Consider the following 19370-nt stretch of genomic DNA (forward strand, 5'->3'; position numbering starts at 1 on the left):
TTACTTTTAAAAATAAAATCTGTCAATATTTTTAGTTGAAACCGCTTTGTTAAAAGATTATAGGCGAAACATTTGTTTTTTTTGAATAATTTATATTCTTTCGTTCATAGAAAAGCGGGCTGCTGCACCAGCAACCCGCTTTTCGTTATGATCGCCGTTTTTCTTTTTCCTGCCGATAAAATTCATGAAACATTTTCATTAATGCCCGTTTTTCGATGCGCGAAACGTAGCTTCTTGAGATGCCGAGCTCTTTGGCGATTTCACGCTGCGTTTTTTCCCGCTGCCGGCCAAGGCCAAAGCGGTTGATGATCACCTCTTTTTCCCGCTCATCCAGCACGCTGATATATTGTTTGACTTGTTCGAGCTCCATGTTCAGATGGATTTCATCGGCGATGTCTTGGCCTTCGGCTTTTAAAATATCAAGCAAACTGATTTCGTTTCCTTCTTTGTCCTGGCCGATTGGTTCATGCAATGAAACATCTTTGCGCGTTTTTTTCAGCGAACGCAAGTGCATGAGGATTTCGTTCTCGATACATCGAGCCGCATATGTTGCCAGTTTCGTTCCTTTTCCCGGTGAATAACTTTCAATCGCCTTGATCAAGCCAATCGTGCCGATGGAGATTAAATCCTCGACCTCTTCTCCCGTATTTTCAAACTTTTTCACAATATGGGCAACAAGGCGCAAGTTGTGTTCGATCAGCCGGTTGCGGGCTTGTTCATCGCCTTTTGCCATCAGCTCCAAATACCGTTCCTCTTCTTGAGCGCTCAACGGCTGGGGAAACGCATTGTTTTTAATATACGAGACAAGAAACGTCAGCTCTTTCAACAGAAACGTAAACGCCGTGAAAATGCCGGACATGCCCTCACCCCCGCCTGCTGTCATCGGCGGAAACCGCCTATCGTTATGTATATGCAGGGGCGATGTTGTCCGTGTCTGGACGAAAAAATAGGCCGGCTCGAAACGAGCCGGCAATGACTTGGCCAACAAAAACTATTGATGCCAACATTCCGCCCATGCGGTCCGCCTGCTTATCCCCTCCCGATGCAGGCGGAGCCGCCGTGGTTATACTCCTGCCTCAACGCTGACTTCCGCGGCAACGACGAGTGCAATCGACGCTGTAATGATGACCGACATGACGATGGCGAACATCCCCGTTCCCTCCTTGGCCTTCTCGTTTACTTTTATTTTACCAAAGAAGACGTGGATCGCTTCCGCCACATTTTGAACAATTGGTGAAATTCAATAGTCAACTAAGCAAAAAATTCACTTTCGCCTGTAAACCGCGCGGCCAACCAAAAAACCCGCCTTTTGGACAAAAAAGCGGGTTTATTGCTCAAACGGGTTCTCTTCTTCCTCAAGCCGGCGAGCATAGCGGGCAGCGCAGTGCGAGAAGCCAAGCGCAACGGCGAAACAGACGGCAACCGCCAATAAGGCGAACGGCTTTTTCGCTGTCTCAAGCGCTCCCGGGATGATCGTTCCTAAATAGAAAAACGTCCCAAGCGCGAATAAGACAAGGCTGTACGTCTTGTAATCACCCATCTTCGCGCGCAAGTCGTTCCATTGTTGTTCATTCAAGGCCGTTCCCCTCCTCTCGTTCTCACTGTATCACAACCTAAACGAAAGGGGGAGCGGCAATTTCAGCCAAGCGCTTGCGCCAAATCGTCAAGCAGATCGTTGACATCTTCAAGCCCAACCGACAAACGGATAAGGCCGTCAGTAATGCCGAGCTGTTCACGCCGTTCCTTCGGAATCGAGGCGTGCGTCATTTTCCCTGGCAGCGAAATTAAACTTTCGACCGCCCCTAAGCTTTCAGCAAGTGTAAAGTAGCGGACGCGCGACAACACCTTCTCGGCGCGCTCTAGACTGCCGACATCAAACGAAATCATGCCGCCAAATCCGCGCATTTGCTTTTTCGCCAACTCGTGGTTCGGATGATCCGGAAGACCTGGATAATGGACGCGCTTGACCGCCTTGTGCTCAGCCAAAAAGGCAGCGATTTGGCGAGCATTTTCTTCATGTTCTTCCATCCGCACAGCAAGCGTTTTCATCCCGCGCATCAACAGCCATGAATCTTGCGGACCGAGCACGCCGCCGGTTGAATTTTGTACGTAATGGAGCCGTTCGGCAAGCTCCGGCGTGCGGACAACTGCCAACCCGGCGACGACATCGCTATGGCCGCCTAAATACTTCGTCGCGCTATGGATGACGATATCGGCCCCAAGCTCAAGCGGCGTCTGGAAATACGGAGTGGAAAACGTGTTGTCGACGATCGTCAACAGTCCGTGCGCACGAGCTATGGCAACGGCGGCTTGCAAGTCTGTGATTTTCAACAGCGGGTTCGTCGGCGTTTCGATATAGATGGCTTTCGTATTTGGACGAATGTGCGCCTCGATGTTGGCGACATCGCTCGTATCGACGAACGTCGCCTCGAGCCCGAACCGGTTCAACACGTTCGTCATCACGCGGTACGTGCCGCCGTAGACGTCATCGGTGAGCACCAAATGGTCGCCGCTTTGAAACAGCATCATGACGGCTGTAATCGCCGCCATCCCAGAAGCGAACGCAAATCCAGCTTCACCGTCTTCGAGATCTGCGATCAGCTTCTCAAGCGCAGCGCGCGTCGGGTTGCCGGTGCGCGAGTATTCAAACCCTTTATGCTTTCCGACTTCCTCTTGCTTGTACGTGCTCACTTGATAAATCGGGACCGACACCGCCCCTGTGTGTGGATCACCTGGAATGCCGCCGTGAATAAGCATCGTTTTCCGTCTCATGAGGATCCTCCACTTTCATAAATGTGTTTGCTTAAATACCGCTCGCTCCCGTCAGGGAAAATGACAACGATATTCGTTCCTGGCTTCGCTTTCTCTGCCTCAAGCAAGGCGGCATGAAACGCGGCGCCGGACGAACTGCCGACCAAAAGCCCCTCTTGTCTCGCCAGCTCGCTGACGCGGCGGAAGGCGTCATCGTCGCGGATCGTATAGATGGCGTCAAAATAAGCGGGATCCATAAACGGCGGCAAAAACTCCATGCCGATCCCTTCCGTCCGATGCGGGCCGGGCGCGCCGCCGCCTAAAATCGAGCCTTCCGGTTCGACGATGACCGTTTTGATGGCCGGGTTTTTTTCTTTTAAAAACGTCGCCGTCCCCATGAACGTGCCGCCGGAGCCGGCGCCGGCGACAAAAATGTCGATTTGCCCGTCCAAATCGTCCCACAGCTCCGGACCGAGCGTTTTGTAGTACGTCCTTGGGTTGGCTGGGTTTTGAAACTGTTGCGGGCAATAAGCGCCCGGAATCGTGCGGGCGAGCTCTTCCGCCTTGCGGATCGCCCCTTCCATTCCTTCCTCGGTCGGCGTATGGACGATTTGCGCCCCGAGCGCTTTCATCAGCTGCTGTTTTTCGATGCTGAACTTTTCCGGCACGCAAAAAATGACGTTCACATTTTTGCCGATTGCCGCCAGCGCCAAACCGATGCCGGTGTTGCCGGCTGTCGGCTCGATGATCGTGCCCCCCTCTTTCAGTTTGCCCGATGCAAACGCCTCGCGCAGCAGCTCTTGTCCGAGCCGATCTTTAATGCTTCCGCCCGGGTTGAAATACTCGAGCTTCGCAAACAGGCGAACGCCTTCCGGCAAGGGGAAGCGTGTAATTTCAACGACCGGCGTATGGCTGATCAGCTCATGGATGCTTTTCGCTACCCGCATGCGAGTCACTCCGTTTCTTCACGTTCATTTTGGCAGCGGAACGGCGGCGTTTTGTTTCCTAGCGTCTCTCCTTCATAACGGAAAGCATAGACAAGACGAGTTCGGCTGAATGTTTCGCCGCCGTCTCCAAAAACTGTTCAAATGATACGTCCGACTCTTCGCCGGCAATATCCGACAATGCGCGAATCACGACAAACGGCGTGCCGAACTGCACACACACTTGGGCGATGGCCGCCGCCTCCATTTCGACGGCGCACAGTTCCGGAAACTGACTGCGCACAAATTCGATGCGCTTTGGATCATTCATAAATGAATCGCCGGTGGCAATCAACCCGGTCACTGCCTGCAGGCTCTCGAGCTGCGCCGCCGCCTGCTTCGCCGCATCGACAAGCGCCTCATCCGCCCGGTAGCGCGCCGGCAGGCCGGGCACTTGCCCGTAGGCGTAGCCGAACGCGGTCACATCGACATCATGATGGACGACTTCCTCGGAGATGACGAGGTCGCCGACGCGCAGCGACGGCAAAAATCCTCCGGCCGACCCAGTGTTGATGACGAAATCAGGGCGGAAGTGGTCAAGGAGAAGCGTCGTTCCCATCGCGGCATTCACTTTGCCGATCCCGGATTTCAACAACACCGCCTCCACGCCGTCAAGATGGCCAGTCGAAAATTCGCACCCGGCGATGACCGTTTCCTCCCGTCCATCCATGCGCGAGCGCAAAATGGCCACTTCTTCTTCCATTGCTCCGATAATGGCTGCCTTCATCGTTCTCCCTCTTTCCTATGTCGTTAGTTTCACCGCCTCCATCACCCAGACGAATGCATTTTGCTGCGCAAAGGAGACGGAAAAGCCATGCTTGGCAAACAGCGACGCCAATACGTCAAGCGTTGTATAATATTCGCGTTCCAAATCGTCGGCCAAGTCGTGAAAGCCGCGCGCCCGGGCAGCCTCAACCGCCCGGCGGAACGCCTCTTTGTCACGAAACGCCGTATCGGCAAACACTATTTTACCACTAGGACAGAGCAACTGGCTATATTTGGCCAGCGCTTCATCTTTTTCAGCATCGGTCAAATGATGGAACGAATACGTGCTGGCGATCGTATCGACTGGTTCCGGCAGCAGCGGAAATTGCAAAAAATCGCCGTCCATAATGACCGCCCGCCCGTCGAGTTTTTCCGCCGCCTTTTTCCGCATCGGCGCCGACGGCTCGATGCCATACACTTTCTTGCCGCGCTCAAGCAGTTTTTTCGTCAAATTGCCGGTGCCGACGCCAAACTCGAGCACAACTTGGCCGGCTTTGTCGGCAACTGTGCTCAAAATGCGGTCATAGCCGGCGAACACATCGCTGTATTGCTCATCATATCCTTCGACCGATCGGTCGTACGACTCTGCCCATTGTTCAAACAAATCGAGAAACTCTCTGCCCATATCGTCACACTCCGCAAAAGTTTATAATTCCTATCATTATAGTATGTTTTGAACGTTCGTCTGCTCCTACTGTAGCATATGTTTTTTACTCGCTCAACGATCGTGCTTGCCTCATTCGTATTGTTCCCCCTTGCACGCCGGTGGATGAGGGCGGGAAAATTTGCTACACTGACAATGGAAAGGAGGAAGAGCGATGCCTAACATTTCCCTTGATTTGATCGAGGATAAAATCGAATTTTTTGAAGCCGACGATTTGCGGGCGCTCGAGAAAAAAATCAACGAACAAATTGAACATAACAAGGCGCTCTTGCTTTCCGTCTACCATGTCTCGCATCAAATGCACATCACGGAAAACGGGAAGCGGTGGTACAGCGCGGTCGTTCATTTCAAAGCGAAAAAATGACAAGGCTGTCCCAAAAGGCCTTGTTCTTCTATGCATGCCTGTGTTGATCGTGTTGGATGCGTATACACAACCGTAAGAAAAGGTGTCCCGAACCTTTTGGGACACCTTCGTATGTTTTGCCGCGGCCAACGGGCCAACATCGTTTGCCGCTTGCAGTCAACGAACTTCTTCAATTTTTCTGGCGCCGCTACGGCTTTTGCTTCAACTTTTGCACTTTCGTCGGCTTCCAGCCTTCGTTCGTCACCCACTCAATATACACTTTGTAATGGGCGGTTTGATCTTTCTGCGAAATGGTGGCGACCGCTTTGTTCGGCCCGTTGTTGCCGATGAACCAAACGATCATCTCCTCCGGAGCGATGCCGGTCGCATAGCTGACCGCATCAAGCATTTCCTTCCAGTCAACCGAATCTTTCTGAAACACCGTTTCATGCGGCTCGGATTGCGTCGTGCCGATCGGTTGCCATGCCGGGTTGACGATTTCTTTTTCAACGTTCGACCCCGGCGGGCCCGGCGTTTCTGTCACGTTCGATTCGCTCGTTTCATCAGCCGGTTCGCTCTGTTCATCAGCGGAAGCGGTGCCTTCCTCCTCCGCCGGCGCCGTCGACGCGCCCGTTTCCACTTCCACTCGCTTCGCGTTGGCCGCCTCTGTTTTGGCTCCGCGATCGACCGCCTTCTCGCCCGGTTCGCCGCCAAACAGCAAATTCCCACCGACAATGAGAATGAGCAGCACAACCACCGCAATGGCTCCGTTGAGCCAGCGGTTGATTCTCCGCCGCTTGGCGCGGGCGGCAAAGCGCGTTCCCGTTTGCGCCACCGTCTCCTCTCCCTTCTTTTGATGATCTTCATGCTGAAAATGGTGTTCTCCTTACATCCATTCGTTATTCCCCTTCGTTTTTGGTGCGGTCGTAAGCGTAAAGCGCCTCGACCGCGGCGGCAAACACGTCGTTCGCCACGGCGCGCCCGCTCGGGCAATCAAGCTCAACGACAGCCAGGGCGTATTTCGGGCGGTCGGCCGGGAAGTAGCCGGCAAACCATTTATTGATCCATTCGGCGCCGCCGTCCGTTTTTCCTGTCTCCGCTGTCCCGGATTTGCCGGCGACCGAATACGGCAACGTGCGGAAGCGGCGGCCGGTGCCGTCTTCTTTCGTGACGACGCCGCGCAAAAGCTGCTGAAGCTCTTCGGCTGTCTGCGGCGCGATCGACTCCATGTCCGAAGCTGGCTCAGGCGGAAACGAAAAGAGCATCGTGCCATTTTTATACAGCACTTTGTCAACGGCCCGCACCTTGAGCGCTTCGCCGCCGCGGGCGATCGTCGCCATCATGTTGGCAACGCCAAGCGGCGAGACGCGCACATCTTTTTGTCCGATGGCGGTTTGCGCCACCGCAAGCGGCACTCTCTTGTCGCGCGGGTCGTGCCAAATTGTTCCGTTTCGCTCTTCGGGGAACTGACGGAAACGCTCCTCATGGTACACCGCTCCTTCCCAGCCGGCTGTCGGATACAGCCCGAGCTTTTCCGCATACATCTCAAACGCATCTGGGTCATGCTTGATGAGCTGTTTGCCGAGCGTGGCGAAAGCATTGTTGCAGCTGACGGCAAAGCTGTCTGCTAAATCAAGCATGCCGTAATCATGCTCCTCATCGCGTGTTTTGCCGTCAATTTTTCGACTGCAGTCAAAGGTCGTCTCAAACGAAGCGAGCCCCTCATCAAGCGCTGCAGCCGCAATGACCGTTTTAAAAATCGAACCGGGGACTTGCGGCAGCACCATTTGGTTTTCCGCCCCACGATTTTTATACGGATCGCGAGGGTCCATGTTTGGGCGGCTGACCATGGCGAGCACGCTGTTTGTTTCAATATCCAGCAAAACAAGGCCGCCTTTTTTTAGCCCGTATCGATCGACGATCCGTTCCATCTCTTGCTGCACGCCGCGGTCAAGCGTCGTTTGCACGGTGACGGGATAAAACGGGTTGCCTGGGTCGCTGTATTTGACATCAAGCCCAAACAGCGGCCGCCCTTGGGCATCGACGTGATAAAGCAGCTTCGTTTCGCCGTCGGCGAGCAAAAATTCGTCAAACGCTTTTTCAAGCCCTTGAATGCCCACTTCGGCCTTTGGCGGCAGCGTCCGTTTCGGATAACGCTTCTTGATCAGCTCACGATCCGGACGGGTGAAGCCGAGCAAATGCGGGGCGTACACCGTTTCCAACGGATATTGCTTGTTGACGGCAAATACCCCCGGAATGCGCAAATCGTTGATTTCTTTCATTTGCAGGGCACTCAAGGCGAGAGGTTCGCCATCCTTCTCTAAGACAAACGGGCCGTTCGCCCGCTCAAGCTGGCGGCGAATCTCTTCTTCAGAGACACCGGCGATGCGGGCGACTTGCTCGATCGGCCATTTCATCGTCGACAAAAATGGAAATAAGACAAGCGACGGCACGTACCGCTTCGTGAGCGGCGCACCGTTCCGATCGACAAACGAGCCGCGCCCATCATCGATCATCAGCTCCTGCGTCCGTTGGTCGACGCTTTCGGCAATTAAATTATGATTGGCAAACGACTCGGCGTCAATGAGCTGGATTTGCGCCAACCGCCCGACAAGCAACAACAAGCCCAATTGAATGAGAGCAAGCATGACGATCGTCCGTTTTCTCCACATAAAGAAAACACCTCATCATCAGTCTTGACGAGGTGTTTCCATTTGAAACGTCAAGCGGCGGCCATTTTCTCGCTTGGCGCGCCGCCCGCTCCAATCAGCCGCTTTGTTATTTTACGGCCACAATTTTCACAAGCATTTCCCCGCCTGGTGTTTGCACCGTCACCTCATCGCCGACGCGGCGGCCGAGCAGCGATTTGGCGATCGGCGAATCGTTGGAAATTTTCCCTTCAAATGGGTCGGCTTCGGCGCTGCCGACGATCGTATACGTCTCTTCTTCACCGTCCGGGAGCTCAACGAACGTGACCGATTTGCCGAGCGAGACGACGTCCGGGTTTTCTTTGTCTTCTTCAATGATCACCGCGTTGCGGATCATATTTTCAAGCATTTGGATGCGCGACTCGACAAATGCTTGTTCGTCTTTCGCGGCGTCGTATTCCGAGTTTTCTGACAGATCTCCGAACCCGCGCGCAATTTTAATGCGCTCCACCACTTCTTTCCGCTTGACCGTTTTTAAGTACTCGAGTTCTTGTTCCAGTTTCTCTTTTCCCTCTTTCGTCATTGGATACTGCTTTTCGTTCGCCATTCATCTCACTCCTCTATAGTTCTGCATTATGTAAAACGTACGAACAGAAAAACAACTGTTCGTACGCTTACTTGTTATATAATATATTGTTTTGTCTCTGTTATGTTATTATAAAAACGATTTTTGTTCAAGAACTGTGCGAATTTTTGCCACCATTAAATCGATGGCGACGACGTTTTGCCCGCCTTCCGGAATGATGACGTCCGCGTAGCGCTTCGTCGGTTCGACAAATTGATTGTGCATCGGCCGGACGACGGACAAATATTGCTCGATGACCGAATCGAACGTGCGGCCGCGCTCTTTAATGTCGCGGATGAGGCGGCGGATGATGCGGATGTCCGGGTCGGTGTCGACATACACTTTAATGTCCATTAAGTTGCGAAGCCGCTCGTCCTCTAAGACAAGAATGCCCTCGACGATGATGACATCTTTCGGCTCGACGCGAATGACTTCGCTCGAGCGGGTGTGCAGCGTATAGTCATACACCGGCTTGTCAATCGGCTCATAGCGAAGCAGCTTATGAATGTGCTCAATCAACAAATCGTTGTCAAACGCCAGCGGATGGTCGTAGTTTGTCTTCAGCCGTTCTTCAAATGGAAGATGGCTTTGGTCTTTGTAGTAAAAGTCCTGCTCCAAAACAAGAATCGAGCGGTCGCCAAAATGGTCATAAATCGCGCGGGCGACGCTCGTCTTGCCCGAACCGGAGCCGCCGGCGACGCCGATGACAACGGGCTTCTTCCCCATCTTAATTCTCCTTTCTCATCATGTTGTACGGGAAGAGAGGGCGCTTGACCTTAAATTTCACGATTTGCAGCGGGTGGCGGGCCGCATCGAGCTCATTGCCGTCTTCATCCCAAATTGTATCGATCACTTGGGTGAAGTTCTCAATTTCCGGGCCGAAAAATTCGACTTCATCGCCAGGACGGAAATGGTTGCGCTGCTGGACGGTGGCGATGCCGGTTTCCGGGTCGTAGCCTAGCACCAAGCCGGCAAACTCATGCGTCGTTTTCCGGCTGTGCGTACCGTACATATGGTTTGTATAATCCGGGAAGCCGTTAAAGAACGACGGCGCCGTCTCGCGGTTGGCGCATTTCTCAAGCTCCCGCACCCACTCTTCGCGGATCGTGAAATGGTCCGGATCGGCACAGTAGGCGTCAATCACTTTCCGATACACGCTGACAACCGTCGCCACGTAATGGATCGATTTCATCCGCCCTTCAATTTTCAAACTGTCGACACCAAGTTCAATCATCGCCGGAATGGCGCGGATTAAGTTCAAATCTTTCGCGCTCATGGCAAACGGAGCGTCCCCTTCAGCAAACAGCGGAATTTCCCGGTCGTCGGAGAACTGATACAAATCGTAATCCCACCGGCACGACTGACAGCATCCGCCGCGGTTTGAGTCGCGCGCCGTCATATGGTTGCTCAATACACAGCGGCCGGAGTAGGCGGAACACATCGCCCCATGGATGAACGCCTCGATTTCAATATCGACTTTCTCTTTGATCTGCCGGATTTCTTCTGCGCCCACTTCACGAGCGAGCACAACCCGCTCGAGCCCTTCCTCTTTCCAAAATTGGACCGCTTTCCAGTTGGTAAGCGATTGTTGCGTGCTTAAATGCACTTCAAGCTTCGGCGCCACCCGGCGCGCTGTTTCGATAATGAGCGGGTCAGCAACGATGATGCCGGAAACGCCGGCATCCTCTAACGCCCGCAAATAGTCGTCCAAGCCGGGAATGTTTTCGTTATGGGCATAAATATTGGCCGTCACATACACTTTCGCGCCGTACCGGTTCGCAAATTCAACCCCTTCACGAATTTCCTCAATCGTAAAGTTGTCGGCGTTGGCGCGCAAGCTGTATTCTTGGCCGCCGATAAAGACGGCGTCCGCGCCGTAATGGACGGCGATTTTCAGTTTTTCCAAGTTGCCGGCCGGGGCGAGCAGCTCCGGTTTTTTCACAATGACTCGCTTGCCGTCAATGATCTCGGAAATGCGATCATTTTTCAAGAGCATGCCGCTTCCCTCCTTTTCTCAGTAAATGGTTTCTTTGAAGAAAAATCCGGTGTCAATGCGGCGATGCGGCGGCTGGAGCGCTTCAACCGCTGCAAGCAGTTCATCTTTTTCCCGCTCGTATCGTTTGCGGTCAGCGGCGCACAAATCGATGGCGCGGCGGTACAGCTTCGTCACTTCCGTAATGTAGCGCGGCTCATGCAAAATGCCGTCAATCTTAAAGCTGTCGATGCCGGCCTCGACCATGTCGCCGAGCTCGTCAATGATGCAAAGATCGTTCGGGCTCATAATATGCGTGCCATTTTCATCTTCAAAAATCGGATATTTGTTGCCGCGCTCTTTGTCGTAGAGAAACATCCCTTTTTCGTACTTCTTCCGTTCAACTTCCATCACTTTCCCTTGATATTCAAAATAGCTGCCGATCAGCGAGCGCTTCGATTGATACATGCACGTTGCGCCGTGCACTTGCACCTCGATTTCCACTTCAGCATGGGCTTTGATTTCCAAAATGGCGTCCATGTTCAACTCGCGGGCCAAAACGGCGCGCTTCGCCCCTTTCCGGCCCCAATAGTTGCACGCATACCAGTTCGTCGCCGTCGTTTCCGTGCTCCAGTGGAGCTTCATGTGCGGCGCCGTTTCCCGGACGGTCAAGAGCACTGCGGGATCGCCGAAAACGATGGCGTCAGCGCCGACATCGGCCAAAAATGCGACGTAGTCGCCAAGCTCATCCACTTTATCGTTATGGAAGATGGCGTTCATCGCCACGTACACGTTCATGCCGTGCCGGTGGGCGGCTTTGACGGCGGCAGCGACATCATTGCGGGAAAATTCGCCGGCAAGCCGCAAACCGTAGCGCTGCTCGCCGATGATGACCGCGTCCGCCCCGGCTGCAGCCAGCTCGTCGATATGGGAAACGCTCGTCGGAGTCACGAGCAATTCCGGTTTTTTCATTGTTCTTCACCTCGTTTTCTCGATATGGCGAGCCCGTCGCCGACTGGGATGATGACCGTGTCATAGTCGCTTCGGCTCATGAGCCATTCGTTGTAGCGGCGGATTTTTTGGGCGATGTTCCACCGCCGCTTATTGTCTGCCGGCGCTTCGGCGACGACGAGCCCTTTAAACAAGACGTTGTCGCTGATGATGAGGCCCTCTGCAGCGACAAGCGGCTCATAGAGCGTAAAAAAGCGTTCATATTGTCCTTTGGCGGCATCAATAAATAACACATCAAACGGCGCGGCGGCCGCGATCTGCCCTCTGACCGCGAGCGCATCGCCAAACACGGCCTCGATTTGCTGCATGGTGTTCGTTTTTTCGATATAAAAACGGGCACGCTCGTACCGCTCCCGGTCTTTTTCGATCGTCACAATGCGCGCATCCGGCAGCGCTTTTGCCATCCGGATCGCCGAATAGCCGATCGCCGTGCCGATTTCCAAAATACGGTGCGGCTTGGCCAGCTTCAACACAAACAGTAGCACTTCCATACTCACCGGATCCATGATCGGCACGCGATGTTCGCGAGCGTATTGCTCCATCTCCTCAATGTCCACATCCGGCGCCGGACGCAACCGCTGCAAGTACGAAACGATGTCATCAGAAAGCAAGAGGAATTCCTCCCCCATCAGCAAAGTGAAAAGCGCTCGCCAAAGGTTGAACCGCAACCCGGCATTTGCGCTTTATCGTCATGAAAAATAAGAGCCGCAAGCGGACTCTTATCGTCGGTCTGTTCAACTCAACTTTATTTATACTACCATAAAACAGCGGAAAAGCGAAGCCGTTTCACCCGGCTGGCCATCAACTTCCGTTTTGATCTATTGTTTCCCAATGTATTTTGCTTTTTCCCGGTTATGCTCGGCCAACGTTTTCGTAAAAATGACCTCGCCAGCCGGCGTTGCCAAAAAGTACAAATAGTCGGTCTCCGCCGGCTCGAGCGCCGCTTTGATCGACATGACGCCGGCGTTGGCGATCGGCCCCGGCGGCAGCCCTTTATGCATATACGTGTTGTACGGCGAATCGACTTGCAAATCTTTATACAACACGCGCTCTTTATGTTGGCCGAGGGCATACAAAACGGTCGGGTCGGTCTGCAGCGGCATGCCGATGCGCAAACGGTTGTAAAACACGCTGGCAATTTTCTCGCGGTCGGCTTTTTCCGTCGCCTCTTCCTCAATGAGCGATGAGAGCGTCAGCAGCTGATGCGGCGACATGTTCTTTTCTTTCATCGCTGCCTGATATGCGTCGAGCACCGCAGCTGTTTTGGCAACCATCGCCTCAATGATCTCCGGAAGCGGCGGTTTTTTGTCGGCAAACACATACGTCGCCGGGAACAAATAGCCTTCCAACGGGTAGCGGACGGCTTTATCGAAGATGTCCTTGGTCAATACATCCGGATAAGCTTTCATCAGCCGTTCAATGTACGCCCGGTCGTTGAGCAGCTTCATAATGTCCTCATGCTTGTATCCCGTTTTGGCGGCAATAAGGTCGGCGATTTGCACCAATTGCGACCCTTCCGGAACGGTCAGCTTCAATCCGATTTTCAACGATTTTCCCGTTTTTAACAGCTCGATGATGCGCGCCATCGACATCGCCCGCGTCAGCTCGTACTCTCCAGCCTGGAAACCGGATTCGTGTTTCCAGCGGACGTACAAGCGAAACACGGCCGCACTTTTAATGAGCCGCTTCTGTTCAAGCCGCTCGGCGATGTCGGACGCCGTCGAACCGACCGGAATCGATACATGAACCGGAGTGCGATCATCGGGATCGACCGGCTTCAGCGCTGAGCGGATGTATAAGAAACTGCTGGCGCCCACGATGACGAGCGCTGCCAGCAGGACGGCGCAAACGATGAAGACCATGCGTCGCACAAACCTCGCTTCTTGCCCCTTGAAACCGTTCTTCTCCATCTCCATTCTCCTTTCACCCGGCCATATTATACTACAAAATTCCGCATGTTTCGCCCCCGACGGCGAAAAAACGCCAAGCCGGGAAGGGAGGAGCTGAGCCCGTATCTCGTTTGCCTACAAAAAACAAGGCGGCTGTATGCCGCCTGCTGTTCTGTTATTCATCGTCTTCGTCTTCCTGTTCAGCGCAAAACGTGTTCCACACTTCTTCGATCATGTCCCACTCTTCTTCTGTCTCAATTGGGAGCAGTTCGCCTTCTTTGTTTTCATCGCCGGGAATAAAGGCGGAAACGTGCACCTCTGTTTCGCCGTCTTCATCTTCCTCCTCTGCGCCGACTGGGTAGTAAAATACGTACGACTTGCCAAAATCGTCCGATTCAAACGTAAACAAAATTTCACACAGCTGCTCGTTGCCGTGTTCATCAATCACCGTAATATGGCGGTCTCCATGCTCCATGTTTTTTCCTCCCATTCACCGTTTACTGTCCAAGTATGACTGCAAAATGACGGCCGCCGCCATTTTGTCAATCACCTTCCGCCGCTTTTTCCGGCTGACATCAGCGGCAATCAACATCCGTTCGGCGGCCATCGTCGACAGCCGTTCATCCCAAAGCACGACCGGCAAAGAAAACTCCTCGCGCAGCTTGGCCGCGAACCGCTCGCTCGCTTCGGCGCGCGGCCCGAGCGTACCGTTCATGTTTTTCGGCCATCCGACGACAATCGTATCGACGCCGTACTCATCGATGATGGCGCGCAGCCGCTTTAAGCCGTAGTCGCCGCGCTCCTCATCGATGGAAATCGTCTCCAACCCTTGCGCCGTCAAGCCCAGTTCGTCGCTCACCGCGACGCCGAGCGTTTTCGTTCCAAAATCCAATCCTAGCGCTCGCATCGGTTAGTCCTTTCGTTGCCCCTGTAAATAGAATTTCACTAATTCCTCGATTAATTCGTCGCGCTCGATTTTGCGGATGAGCGCGCGCGCATCTTTATGGCGCGGAATGTAAGCCGGGTCGCCGGACAGCAAGTAGCCGACGATTTGATTGATCGGGTTGTAGCCTTTTTCCTGCAAGGCGTCATACACCGTCAACAGCACCTCACGAACGTTCGTCTCAGCCGGCTCCTCGGAAAAATGAAACTGCATCGTTTGATCAAACGAGCTCACCGTTTCCACCTCGCTCCTTATTCACGCACCCCGTCCTTTTACATCCATTGTACACGATCCACGCTGATTAGGAAACGGATTTCACCCACGTTTCGACATAACTGAGCGCTTCGCCGACTTTGTTCGCATCCTTGCCGCCGGCTTGCGCCAAGTCCGGACGCCCGCCGCCCCCGCCGCCGCAGCGCGACGCCACTTCTTTCACCAGCTTGCCGGCATGGAACCCTTTTTTCACTAAATCGTCCGTCACCGCGGCGATCAATTGTACCTTTCCTCCATGGGCGGACGCCAGCACGATGACCGCCGTTCCTAACTTTTGCTTCAAATCGTCGGCCATCGCCCGCAATTGATTCATGTCGTTCGCCTGCACTTTCGCCGCCAACACCGGCACGCCGTTTACGTCTTTCACCTGTCGGGTGAGGTGCTCCGCTTCCATACGGGCGAGGCGGGCGGCGAGCGATTCGTTTTCGCGCTCGAGCTCTTTCAGCTCGGCAAACAGCCCGTCAAGGCGCGCGTTCAACTCTTTCGGGCTTGTTTTCAGTTTTTGCGCCGCCTCTTGCAAAATGGCCAGCTGTTCGCTCATAAAACGGTACGCCGCTTCCCCAGTCACCGCTTCAATCCGGCGTGTGCCGGCGCCGATGCCGGATTCGGAGACGATTTTAAACAGCCCGATCGCTGATGTGTTGGGCACATGGCAGCCGCCGCACAGCTCTAAGCTGTAGTCGCCGACTTTGACGACGCGGACGATGTCGCCGTATTTTTCGCCAAACAAGGCCATGGCGCCCATCGCTTTTGCTTCCTCGAGCGGTTTATAGAAAATGTCAACCGGAAGGCTCTTCCAAATTTGTTCATTGACGATGGATTCGATGCGCTCGAGTTCGTCTGGCTTCACTTGCCCGAAATGGGTGAAGTCAAAACGGAGCCGGTCCGGAGCGACAAGCGACCCAGCTTGGTTGACATGGCGGCCGAGCACATCTTTTAGCGCTTGATGGAGCAAATGGGTCGCCGTATGGTTTTTCACGATGCGAGCCCGCTTCGCTTCATCGACGCACGCCGTATAGCGGGCGCCTTTTTTCACCTTCCCGCGCTCAACGACGATCGCATGGAGATGTTGGCCGTTCGGCGCTTTTTGTACATCTTTGACGACCGCCATCCCTGTTTCGCCTTCAAACACCCCTTGGTCAGCGATTTGCCCCCCGCTTTCGGCGTAAAACGGCGTGACATCGACGATGATTTGCGCCTCTTCGCCGGCTTTGACTTCCTCGACAAGCTGTCCGTCTTTGACAATCGCAATGACCGTAGAGGCGGTGACGAGTTCGTCATAACCGACAAACCGGCTTTCGTCTTTAATATCGCCAAGCACTCCGCCTTGCACTTGCATCGAATCGACATCTTGCCGGGCCGCGCGCGCCCGTTCGCGCTGCCGCTCCATTTCGCGCTCAAAGCCGGCGTGATCGACCGTCATGCCCGCTTCGGCGGCGTACTCTTCCGTCAGCTCGACCGGGAAGCCGTACGTATCATACAGGCGGAACGCTTCCTCGCCCGGAATGACGCGGCTTCCTTCTGCCTTCGCTTTTTCAATCACTTCCGCCAAAATAGCGAGCCCTTCATGAAGCGTTTCATAGAACCGCTCTTCTTCCGTCCGGATGACACGGGCGATGAAATCGGCTTTTTCCTTTACTTCTGGATAGTAATCGTGCATAATTTCGCCGACGACCGGGACGAGTTCGTACATAAACGGGCGTTCAATGCCGATCTGTTTTGCATAGCGCACCGCGCGGCGGAGCAAGCGGCGCAGCACATAGCCGCGGCCCTCGTTCGACGGCAGCGCCCCGTCGCCGATCGCAAACGTCACCGCGCGAATATGGTCGGCGATCACCTTGAAGGCAACATCTTTTTCCGGATCTTCGCCATACCGCTCACCGGCGATCTGTTCCGTCGCGCGAATGATCGGCAGGAACAGGTCGGTTTCAAAGTTTGTCGGGACGTCTTGCAAAATCGAGCACATCCGCTCCAACCCCATGCCGGTGTCGATGTTTTTCTTCGGCAGCGGCGTGTACGTGCCGTCAGGGTTATGGTTGAACTGCGAAAAGACAAGGTTCCATACTTCCAAATAGCGGTCGTTTTCCCCACCCGGGTACAGCTCCGGATCGTTCGGATCGTTGCCGAACGCTTCGCCGCGATCGTAAAAAATTTCTGTGTTCGGACCGCTTGGGCCTTCGCCGATGTCCCAGAAGTTTCCTTCTAAGCGAATGATCCGCTCCTCCGGCAGGCCAATCTCATTGCGCCAAATGTTGTACGCTTCCTCATCCTCCGGATGGACGGTGACCGACAACCGTGCTGGATCAAAGCCGATCCATTTGTCGCTCGTCAAAAACTCCCATGCCCAATGAATCGCTTCGCGCTTGAAGTAATCGCCGATCGAAAAGTTGCCAAGCATCTCGAAAAACGTATGGTGGCGCGCCGTTTTCCCGACGTTTTCGATGTCGTTGGTGCGGATCGATTTTTGCGCATTGCAAATGCGGGGGTTTTCCGGAACGATGCGCCCGTCAAAATATTTTTTCAACGTCGCGACGCCGCTGTTGATCCACAACAACGACGGGTCGTCGACCGGAATGAGCGAGGCGCTCGGCTCAACCGCATGGCCTTTTTCTTGGAAAAACTCTAAAAACATGCGCCGCACTTGGGCGGATGTCAGCTTTTTCATGATGATCCTCCCCTTTGCTTTTTTACTATAAAAAAACTCCCATCCCCTGCAGGGACGAGAGTTGCGCTCGCGGTACCACCCTGTTTATGGGCAAAAGGACGCCCATCGCCTCTTTGGCCGTAACGCAGCCTTGCGTCAGGTTTTGCCTGCGCTCCGGATTAGCCTTCTGTTGCCCTTCATCTGGAATTTCTTTCAGCCGCGGAAATTCCTCTCTGTGCGCCAAAGCGCGTTAAGATGGACTGCAACATACTCGATCCGTCATCGCGTTATGTATTCGCTTTTTCATTGAAAGATTATAGACAAGCAGCAGCCGTTTGTCAATGCGGGGCATAATGCTCTTTCCAGTGGGCGATGGCCACTTTCAGCACCGCCGCTGTTGGAACGGCTAAAATCAGGCCGGGCACGCCGGCGAGTTCGCCACCGGCAAAAAGGGCGAGCATAATGACAAGCGGGTGCATATGCACACTTTTGCCGACAATGAGCGGCGACAAGACGTTCCCCTCGAGAAACTGCAACGTAAAAATGATGACAAGAACGATGACAACCATTTTCAGCGACACGGTCGCTGCCAAAATGACCGCCGGAACCGCGCCGATCAGCGGGCCGAAATACGGAATGATGTTCGTCACACCAATGACAAAACCAAGCAAGAGCGGATAATCCATGCCGGCAAGCCACAGACCGAGCGCCGCCGCCGAGCCGATCGCCGCACAGACGAACAGCTGGCCGCGGATGTAGCCGCCGAGCGACTCATCGACATCTTTCAAAAACGCCATTCCCGGCTCGCGCCACTGTTTTGGCGTCATGTACCAAACTGCTTTTTTCAGCACATCGATGTCTTTTAACATATAGAAGACGATAAACGGGATGAGAAACAACGTCGCTGCCGAGCCGATGAACGATTTGGCGGCGTCAATGGCCATCGTGACAGCGGCGGCGGCCGTCTGCTCAAGCTCGACAAACATCGTTTCGATGCGCGTATGCACTTCCATCGGCCACGTCGACGTTTCATCGTGAATGTAGCGCGCCCATTGGCGATATGTATTCATCAACGACGGCAGTTGTTCATCCAGTTCGCGCAGCTGAGCGATCAGCACCGGTACGCCACGGTACAGGCCGTAACCGATCGAGCCGAAAAAGAGCAAATAAATGAGCAAAACGGCGAACGCGCGCGGCATCCCTTTGCTATGAATGTATTCCACCAGCGGATAAAGCAAATAGGTGATGAACGCGGCCAGCAAAAAAGGGGTCAAGGCGGCGGCGACAAAGTCGACAACCGGCCACCAAACGTCCTTCATCCGGACGATTAAATAGATGATCGCCGTAATCAGCAGCCATTTTCCGATGCGAAAGAACGACAGCCATTGTTGCTCGCCCATCGCCACACCTCCTACCGTTAGTGTAGGAGACGGGGCAGAAAATATGCCTTTGTCGTTTTTTAACATTATTTTACAATTACAAACCGCCGCCCCCGCCGCAAGAGCTGGGGCGGCAGCGCCATCAACGGATCGCCTGCATCAAGCGGCGGCGCATTCTCCGCATCGTGCGGCCGTTGATCCAGTTGTTGCGCTGAGCAAGCTGATAAGCGGCGACGCCTAACCCGACTGCCAACAGCGATGTCATTGTCCGGTTCATGCGTGTCCCCCCTAAAATTGGATCATTCGCTCATGGTCATCGAACAAGTCATCCAGGGAGCTCAGCGTCCCATCTTCTTCCACTTGATGGGCGTGAATCATTCCTTTTGAGACCGACAGCTCAATAAAGCAGTCCCAGCAATAGTACTGGTTGACGCCGATTTTCCCTAAGTTTTTCCGCTTGCAATTCGGGCAAATGAGCAT

General features: G+C 54.0%; 23 protein-coding genes. 1 reads left to right on the forward strand and 22 read right to left on the reverse strand.

The features are described from left to right. Positions 1 to 145: 145 nt before the first annotated feature. From sigK to GJ1_RS03640, 7 genes are all read right to left on the reverse strand, one after another. On the reverse strand, positions 146 to 859 hold the full coding sequence (sigK, locus tag GJ1_RS03615; protein WP_066228590.1) for an RNA polymerase sporulation sigma factor SigK: 714 nt from the start codon (positions 857 to 859) through the stop codon (positions 146 to 148). Between the two features lie 204 nt (positions 860 to 1063). Further along, entirely contained in the window at positions 1064 to 1219 is a 156-nt protein-coding gene (locus GJ1_RS18260) for a hypothetical protein (protein ID WP_157068352.1), read from the reverse strand. 108 nt (positions 1220 to 1327) lie between these two features. Next, positions 1328 to 1576, reverse strand: a complete 249-nt coding sequence (locus GJ1_RS03620; RefSeq protein ID WP_066228592.1) for a YrhC family protein — start codon at positions 1574 to 1576, stop codon at positions 1328 to 1330. Positions 1577 to 1638: 62 nt separating this feature from the next. Next, positions 1639 to 2772, reverse strand: a complete 1134-nt coding sequence (locus GJ1_RS03625) for a bifunctional cystathionine gamma-lyase/homocysteine desulfhydrase (protein ID WP_066228594.1) — start codon at positions 2770 to 2772, stop codon at positions 1639 to 1641. Further along, positions 2769 to 3698, reverse strand: a complete 930-nt coding sequence (locus GJ1_RS03630) for a PLP-dependent cysteine synthase family protein (protein WP_066228597.1) — start codon at positions 3696 to 3698, stop codon at positions 2769 to 2771. The genes GJ1_RS03625 and GJ1_RS03630 overlap by 4 nt, the downstream gene beginning before the upstream one ends. A gap of 58 nt (positions 3699 to 3756) precedes the next feature. Then, positions 3757 to 4461 (reverse strand): 5'-methylthioadenosine/S-adenosylhomocysteine nucleosidase, encoded by a 705-nt coding sequence (gene mtnN / locus GJ1_RS03635; protein ID WP_066228600.1) that lies wholly within the window; start codon positions 4459 to 4461, stop codon positions 3757 to 3759. A 15-nt stretch (positions 4462 to 4476) separates the two neighbouring features. Continuing rightward, positions 4477 to 5124 carry a class I SAM-dependent methyltransferase gene (locus GJ1_RS03640; RefSeq protein ID WP_066228603.1) on the reverse strand — a complete coding sequence of 216 codons (648 nt, stop codon included), beginning with the start codon at positions 5122 to 5124 and terminating at the stop codon, positions 4477 to 4479. Between the two features lie 193 nt (positions 5125 to 5317). Between GJ1_RS03640 and GJ1_RS03645 the strand changes: the two genes are divergently transcribed. Further along, positions 5318 to 5527, forward strand: coding sequence for a YrzA family protein (locus GJ1_RS03645; RefSeq protein ID WP_066228606.1), 210 nt, complete (start codon positions 5318 to 5320; stop codon positions 5525 to 5527). A 187-nt stretch (positions 5528 to 5714) separates the two neighbouring features. On the opposite strand, the gene GJ1_RS03650 is transcribed toward GJ1_RS03645, so the two are convergent. The 15 genes from GJ1_RS03650 to GJ1_RS03715 all read right to left on the reverse strand — a co-directional run bounded on the left by GJ1_RS03650 (position 5715) and on the right by GJ1_RS03715 (position 19370). Next, a complete protein-coding gene (locus GJ1_RS03650; protein WP_066228609.1) occupies positions 5715 to 6341 on the reverse strand; it encodes a YrrS family protein in 627 nt (208 codons plus the stop codon). A 64-nt stretch (positions 6342 to 6405) separates the two neighbouring features. After that, positions 6406 to 8178, reverse strand: coding sequence for a peptidoglycan D,D-transpeptidase FtsI family protein (locus tag GJ1_RS03655; protein ID WP_066228612.1), 1773 nt, complete (start codon positions 8176 to 8178; stop codon positions 6406 to 6408). Between the two features lie 106 nt (positions 8179 to 8284). Continuing rightward, complete coding sequence (greA, locus tag GJ1_RS03660; RefSeq protein WP_066228615.1) at positions 8285 to 8761, reverse strand: transcription elongation factor GreA; 477 nt, start codon at positions 8759 to 8761, stop codon at positions 8285 to 8287. Positions 8762 to 8869: 108 nt separating this feature from the next. Beyond that, positions 8870 to 9505, reverse strand: coding sequence for a uridine kinase (gene udk, locus GJ1_RS03665; protein ID WP_066228618.1), 636 nt, complete (start codon positions 9503 to 9505; stop codon positions 8870 to 8872). A gap of 1 nt (position 9506) precedes the next feature. Then, positions 9507 to 10775, reverse strand: a complete 1269-nt coding sequence (locus GJ1_RS03670; protein WP_066228621.1) for a peptidase U32 family protein — start codon at positions 10773 to 10775, stop codon at positions 9507 to 9509. 18 nt (positions 10776 to 10793) lie between these two features. Next, the gene (locus GJ1_RS03675; RefSeq protein WP_066228625.1) at positions 10794 to 11723 is read right to left on the reverse strand and encodes a peptidase U32 family protein; all 930 of its coding nucleotides are present in this window, start codon (positions 11721 to 11723) and stop codon (positions 10794 to 10796) included. Continuing rightward, on the reverse strand, positions 11720 to 12373 hold the full coding sequence (locus GJ1_RS03680; RefSeq protein WP_066228628.1) for an O-methyltransferase: 654 nt from the start codon (positions 12371 to 12373) through the stop codon (positions 11720 to 11722). Before GJ1_RS03680 ends, GJ1_RS03675 begins: the two co-directional genes overlap by 4 nt. Positions 12374 to 12580: 207 nt before the next feature. Next, the gene (mltG, locus tag GJ1_RS03685; protein ID WP_066228632.1) at positions 12581 to 13672 is read right to left on the reverse strand and encodes an endolytic transglycosylase MltG; all 1092 of its coding nucleotides are present in this window, start codon (positions 13670 to 13672) and stop codon (positions 12581 to 12583) included. A 154-nt stretch (positions 13673 to 13826) separates the two neighbouring features. Then, complete coding sequence (locus GJ1_RS03690) at positions 13827 to 14126, reverse strand: DUF1292 domain-containing protein (protein WP_066228736.1); 300 nt, start codon at positions 14124 to 14126, stop codon at positions 13827 to 13829. Between the two features lie 15 nt (positions 14127 to 14141). After that, positions 14142 to 14558 carry a Holliday junction resolvase RuvX gene (ruvX, locus tag GJ1_RS03695; protein ID WP_066228635.1) on the reverse strand — a complete coding sequence of 139 codons (417 nt, stop codon included), beginning with the start codon at positions 14556 to 14558 and terminating at the stop codon, positions 14142 to 14144. Between the two features lie 3 nt (positions 14559 to 14561). After that, complete coding sequence (locus tag GJ1_RS03700; RefSeq protein ID WP_015375467.1) at positions 14562 to 14828, reverse strand: IreB family regulatory phosphoprotein; 267 nt, start codon at positions 14826 to 14828, stop codon at positions 14562 to 14564. 67 nt (positions 14829 to 14895) lie between these two features. Continuing rightward, entirely contained in the window at positions 14896 to 17532 is a 2637-nt protein-coding gene (gene alaS, locus GJ1_RS03705) for an alanine--tRNA ligase (protein ID WP_066228639.1), read from the reverse strand. A 317-nt stretch (positions 17533 to 17849) separates the two neighbouring features. Continuing rightward, complete coding sequence (locus tag GJ1_RS03710; RefSeq protein ID WP_066228642.1) at positions 17850 to 18911, reverse strand: AI-2E family transporter; 1062 nt, start codon at positions 18909 to 18911, stop codon at positions 17850 to 17852. A 121-nt stretch (positions 18912 to 19032) separates the two neighbouring features. Further along, entirely contained in the window at positions 19033 to 19167 is a 135-nt protein-coding gene (locus tag GJ1_RS17585; protein WP_083509930.1) for a YrzQ family protein, read from the reverse strand. An 11-nt stretch (positions 19168 to 19178) separates the two neighbouring features. After that, positions 19179 to 19370, reverse strand: a complete 192-nt coding sequence (locus GJ1_RS03715; RefSeq protein WP_025949318.1) for a YrzR-like zinc ribbon domain — start codon at positions 19368 to 19370, stop codon at positions 19179 to 19181.

The organism is Geobacillus jurassicus NBRC 107829, from assembly GCF_001544315.1.
GTDB lineage: Bacteria > Bacillota > Bacilli > Bacillales > Anoxybacillaceae > Geobacillus > Geobacillus jurassicus.

Bases quoted from the DNA above. Each gene is read 5' to 3' on its own strand.
- alaS (WP_066228639.1), bottom strand. From the start codon at position 17,532: ATGAAAAAGCTGACATCCGCCCAAGTGCGGCGCATGTTTTTAGAGTTT.
- sigK (WP_066228590.1), bottom strand. From the start codon at position 859: ATGTCCGGCATTTTCACGGCGTTTACGTTTCTGTTGAAAGAGCTGACG.
- GJ1_RS03715 (WP_025949318.1), bottom strand. From the start codon at position 19,370: ATGCTCATTTGCCCGAATTGCAAGCGGAAAAACTTAGGGAAAATCGGC.
- greA (WP_066228615.1), bottom strand. From the start codon at position 8,761: ATGGCGAACGAAAAGCAGTATCCAATGACGAAAGAGGGAAAAGAGAAA.
- GJ1_RS03710 (WP_066228642.1), bottom strand. From the start codon at position 18,911: ATGGGCGAGCAACAATGGCTGTCGTTCTTTCGCATCGGAAAATGGCTG.
- GJ1_RS03645 (WP_066228606.1), top strand. From the start codon at position 5,318: ATGCCTAACATTTCCCTTGATTTGATCGAGGATAAAATCGAATTTTTT.
- GJ1_RS03630 (WP_066228597.1), bottom strand. From the start codon at position 3,698: ATGCGGGTAGCGAAAAGCATCCATGAGCTGATCAGCCATACGCCGGTC.
- GJ1_RS03625 (WP_066228594.1), bottom strand. From the start codon at position 2,772: ATGAGACGGAAAACGATGCTTATTCACGGCGGCATTCCAGGTGATCCA.
- GJ1_RS17585 (WP_083509930.1), bottom strand. From the start codon at position 19,167: ATGAACCGGACAATGACATCGCTGTTGGCAGTCGGGTTAGGCGTCGCC.
- mtnN (WP_066228600.1), bottom strand. From the start codon at position 4,461: ATGAAGGCAGCCATTATCGGAGCAATGGAAGAAGAAGTGGCCATTTTG.
- ruvX (WP_066228635.1), bottom strand. From the start codon at position 14,558: ATGCGAGCGCTAGGATTGGATTTTGGAACGAAAACGCTCGGCGTCGCG.
- GJ1_RS03670 (WP_066228621.1), bottom strand. From the start codon at position 10,775: ATGCTCTTGAAAAATGATCGCATTTCCGAGATCATTGACGGCAAGCGA.
- mltG (WP_066228632.1), bottom strand. From the start codon at position 13,672: ATGGAGAAGAACGGTTTCAAGGGGCAAGAAGCGAGGTTTGTGCGACGC.
- GJ1_RS03640 (WP_066228603.1), bottom strand. From the start codon at position 5,124: ATGGGCAGAGAGTTTCTCGATTTGTTTGAACAATGGGCAGAGTCGTAC.
- GJ1_RS03655 (WP_066228612.1), bottom strand. From the start codon at position 8,178: ATGTGGAGAAAACGGACGATCGTCATGCTTGCTCTCATTCAATTGGGC.
- GJ1_RS03690 (WP_066228736.1), bottom strand. From the start codon at position 14,126: ATGGAGCATGGAGACCGCCATATTACGGTGATTGATGAACACGGCAAC.
- GJ1_RS03675 (WP_066228625.1), bottom strand. From the start codon at position 11,723: ATGAAAAAACCGGAATTGCTCGTGACTCCGACGAGCGTTTCCCATATC.
- udk (WP_066228618.1), bottom strand. From the start codon at position 9,505: ATGGGGAAGAAGCCCGTTGTCATCGGCGTCGCCGGCGGCTCCGGTTCG.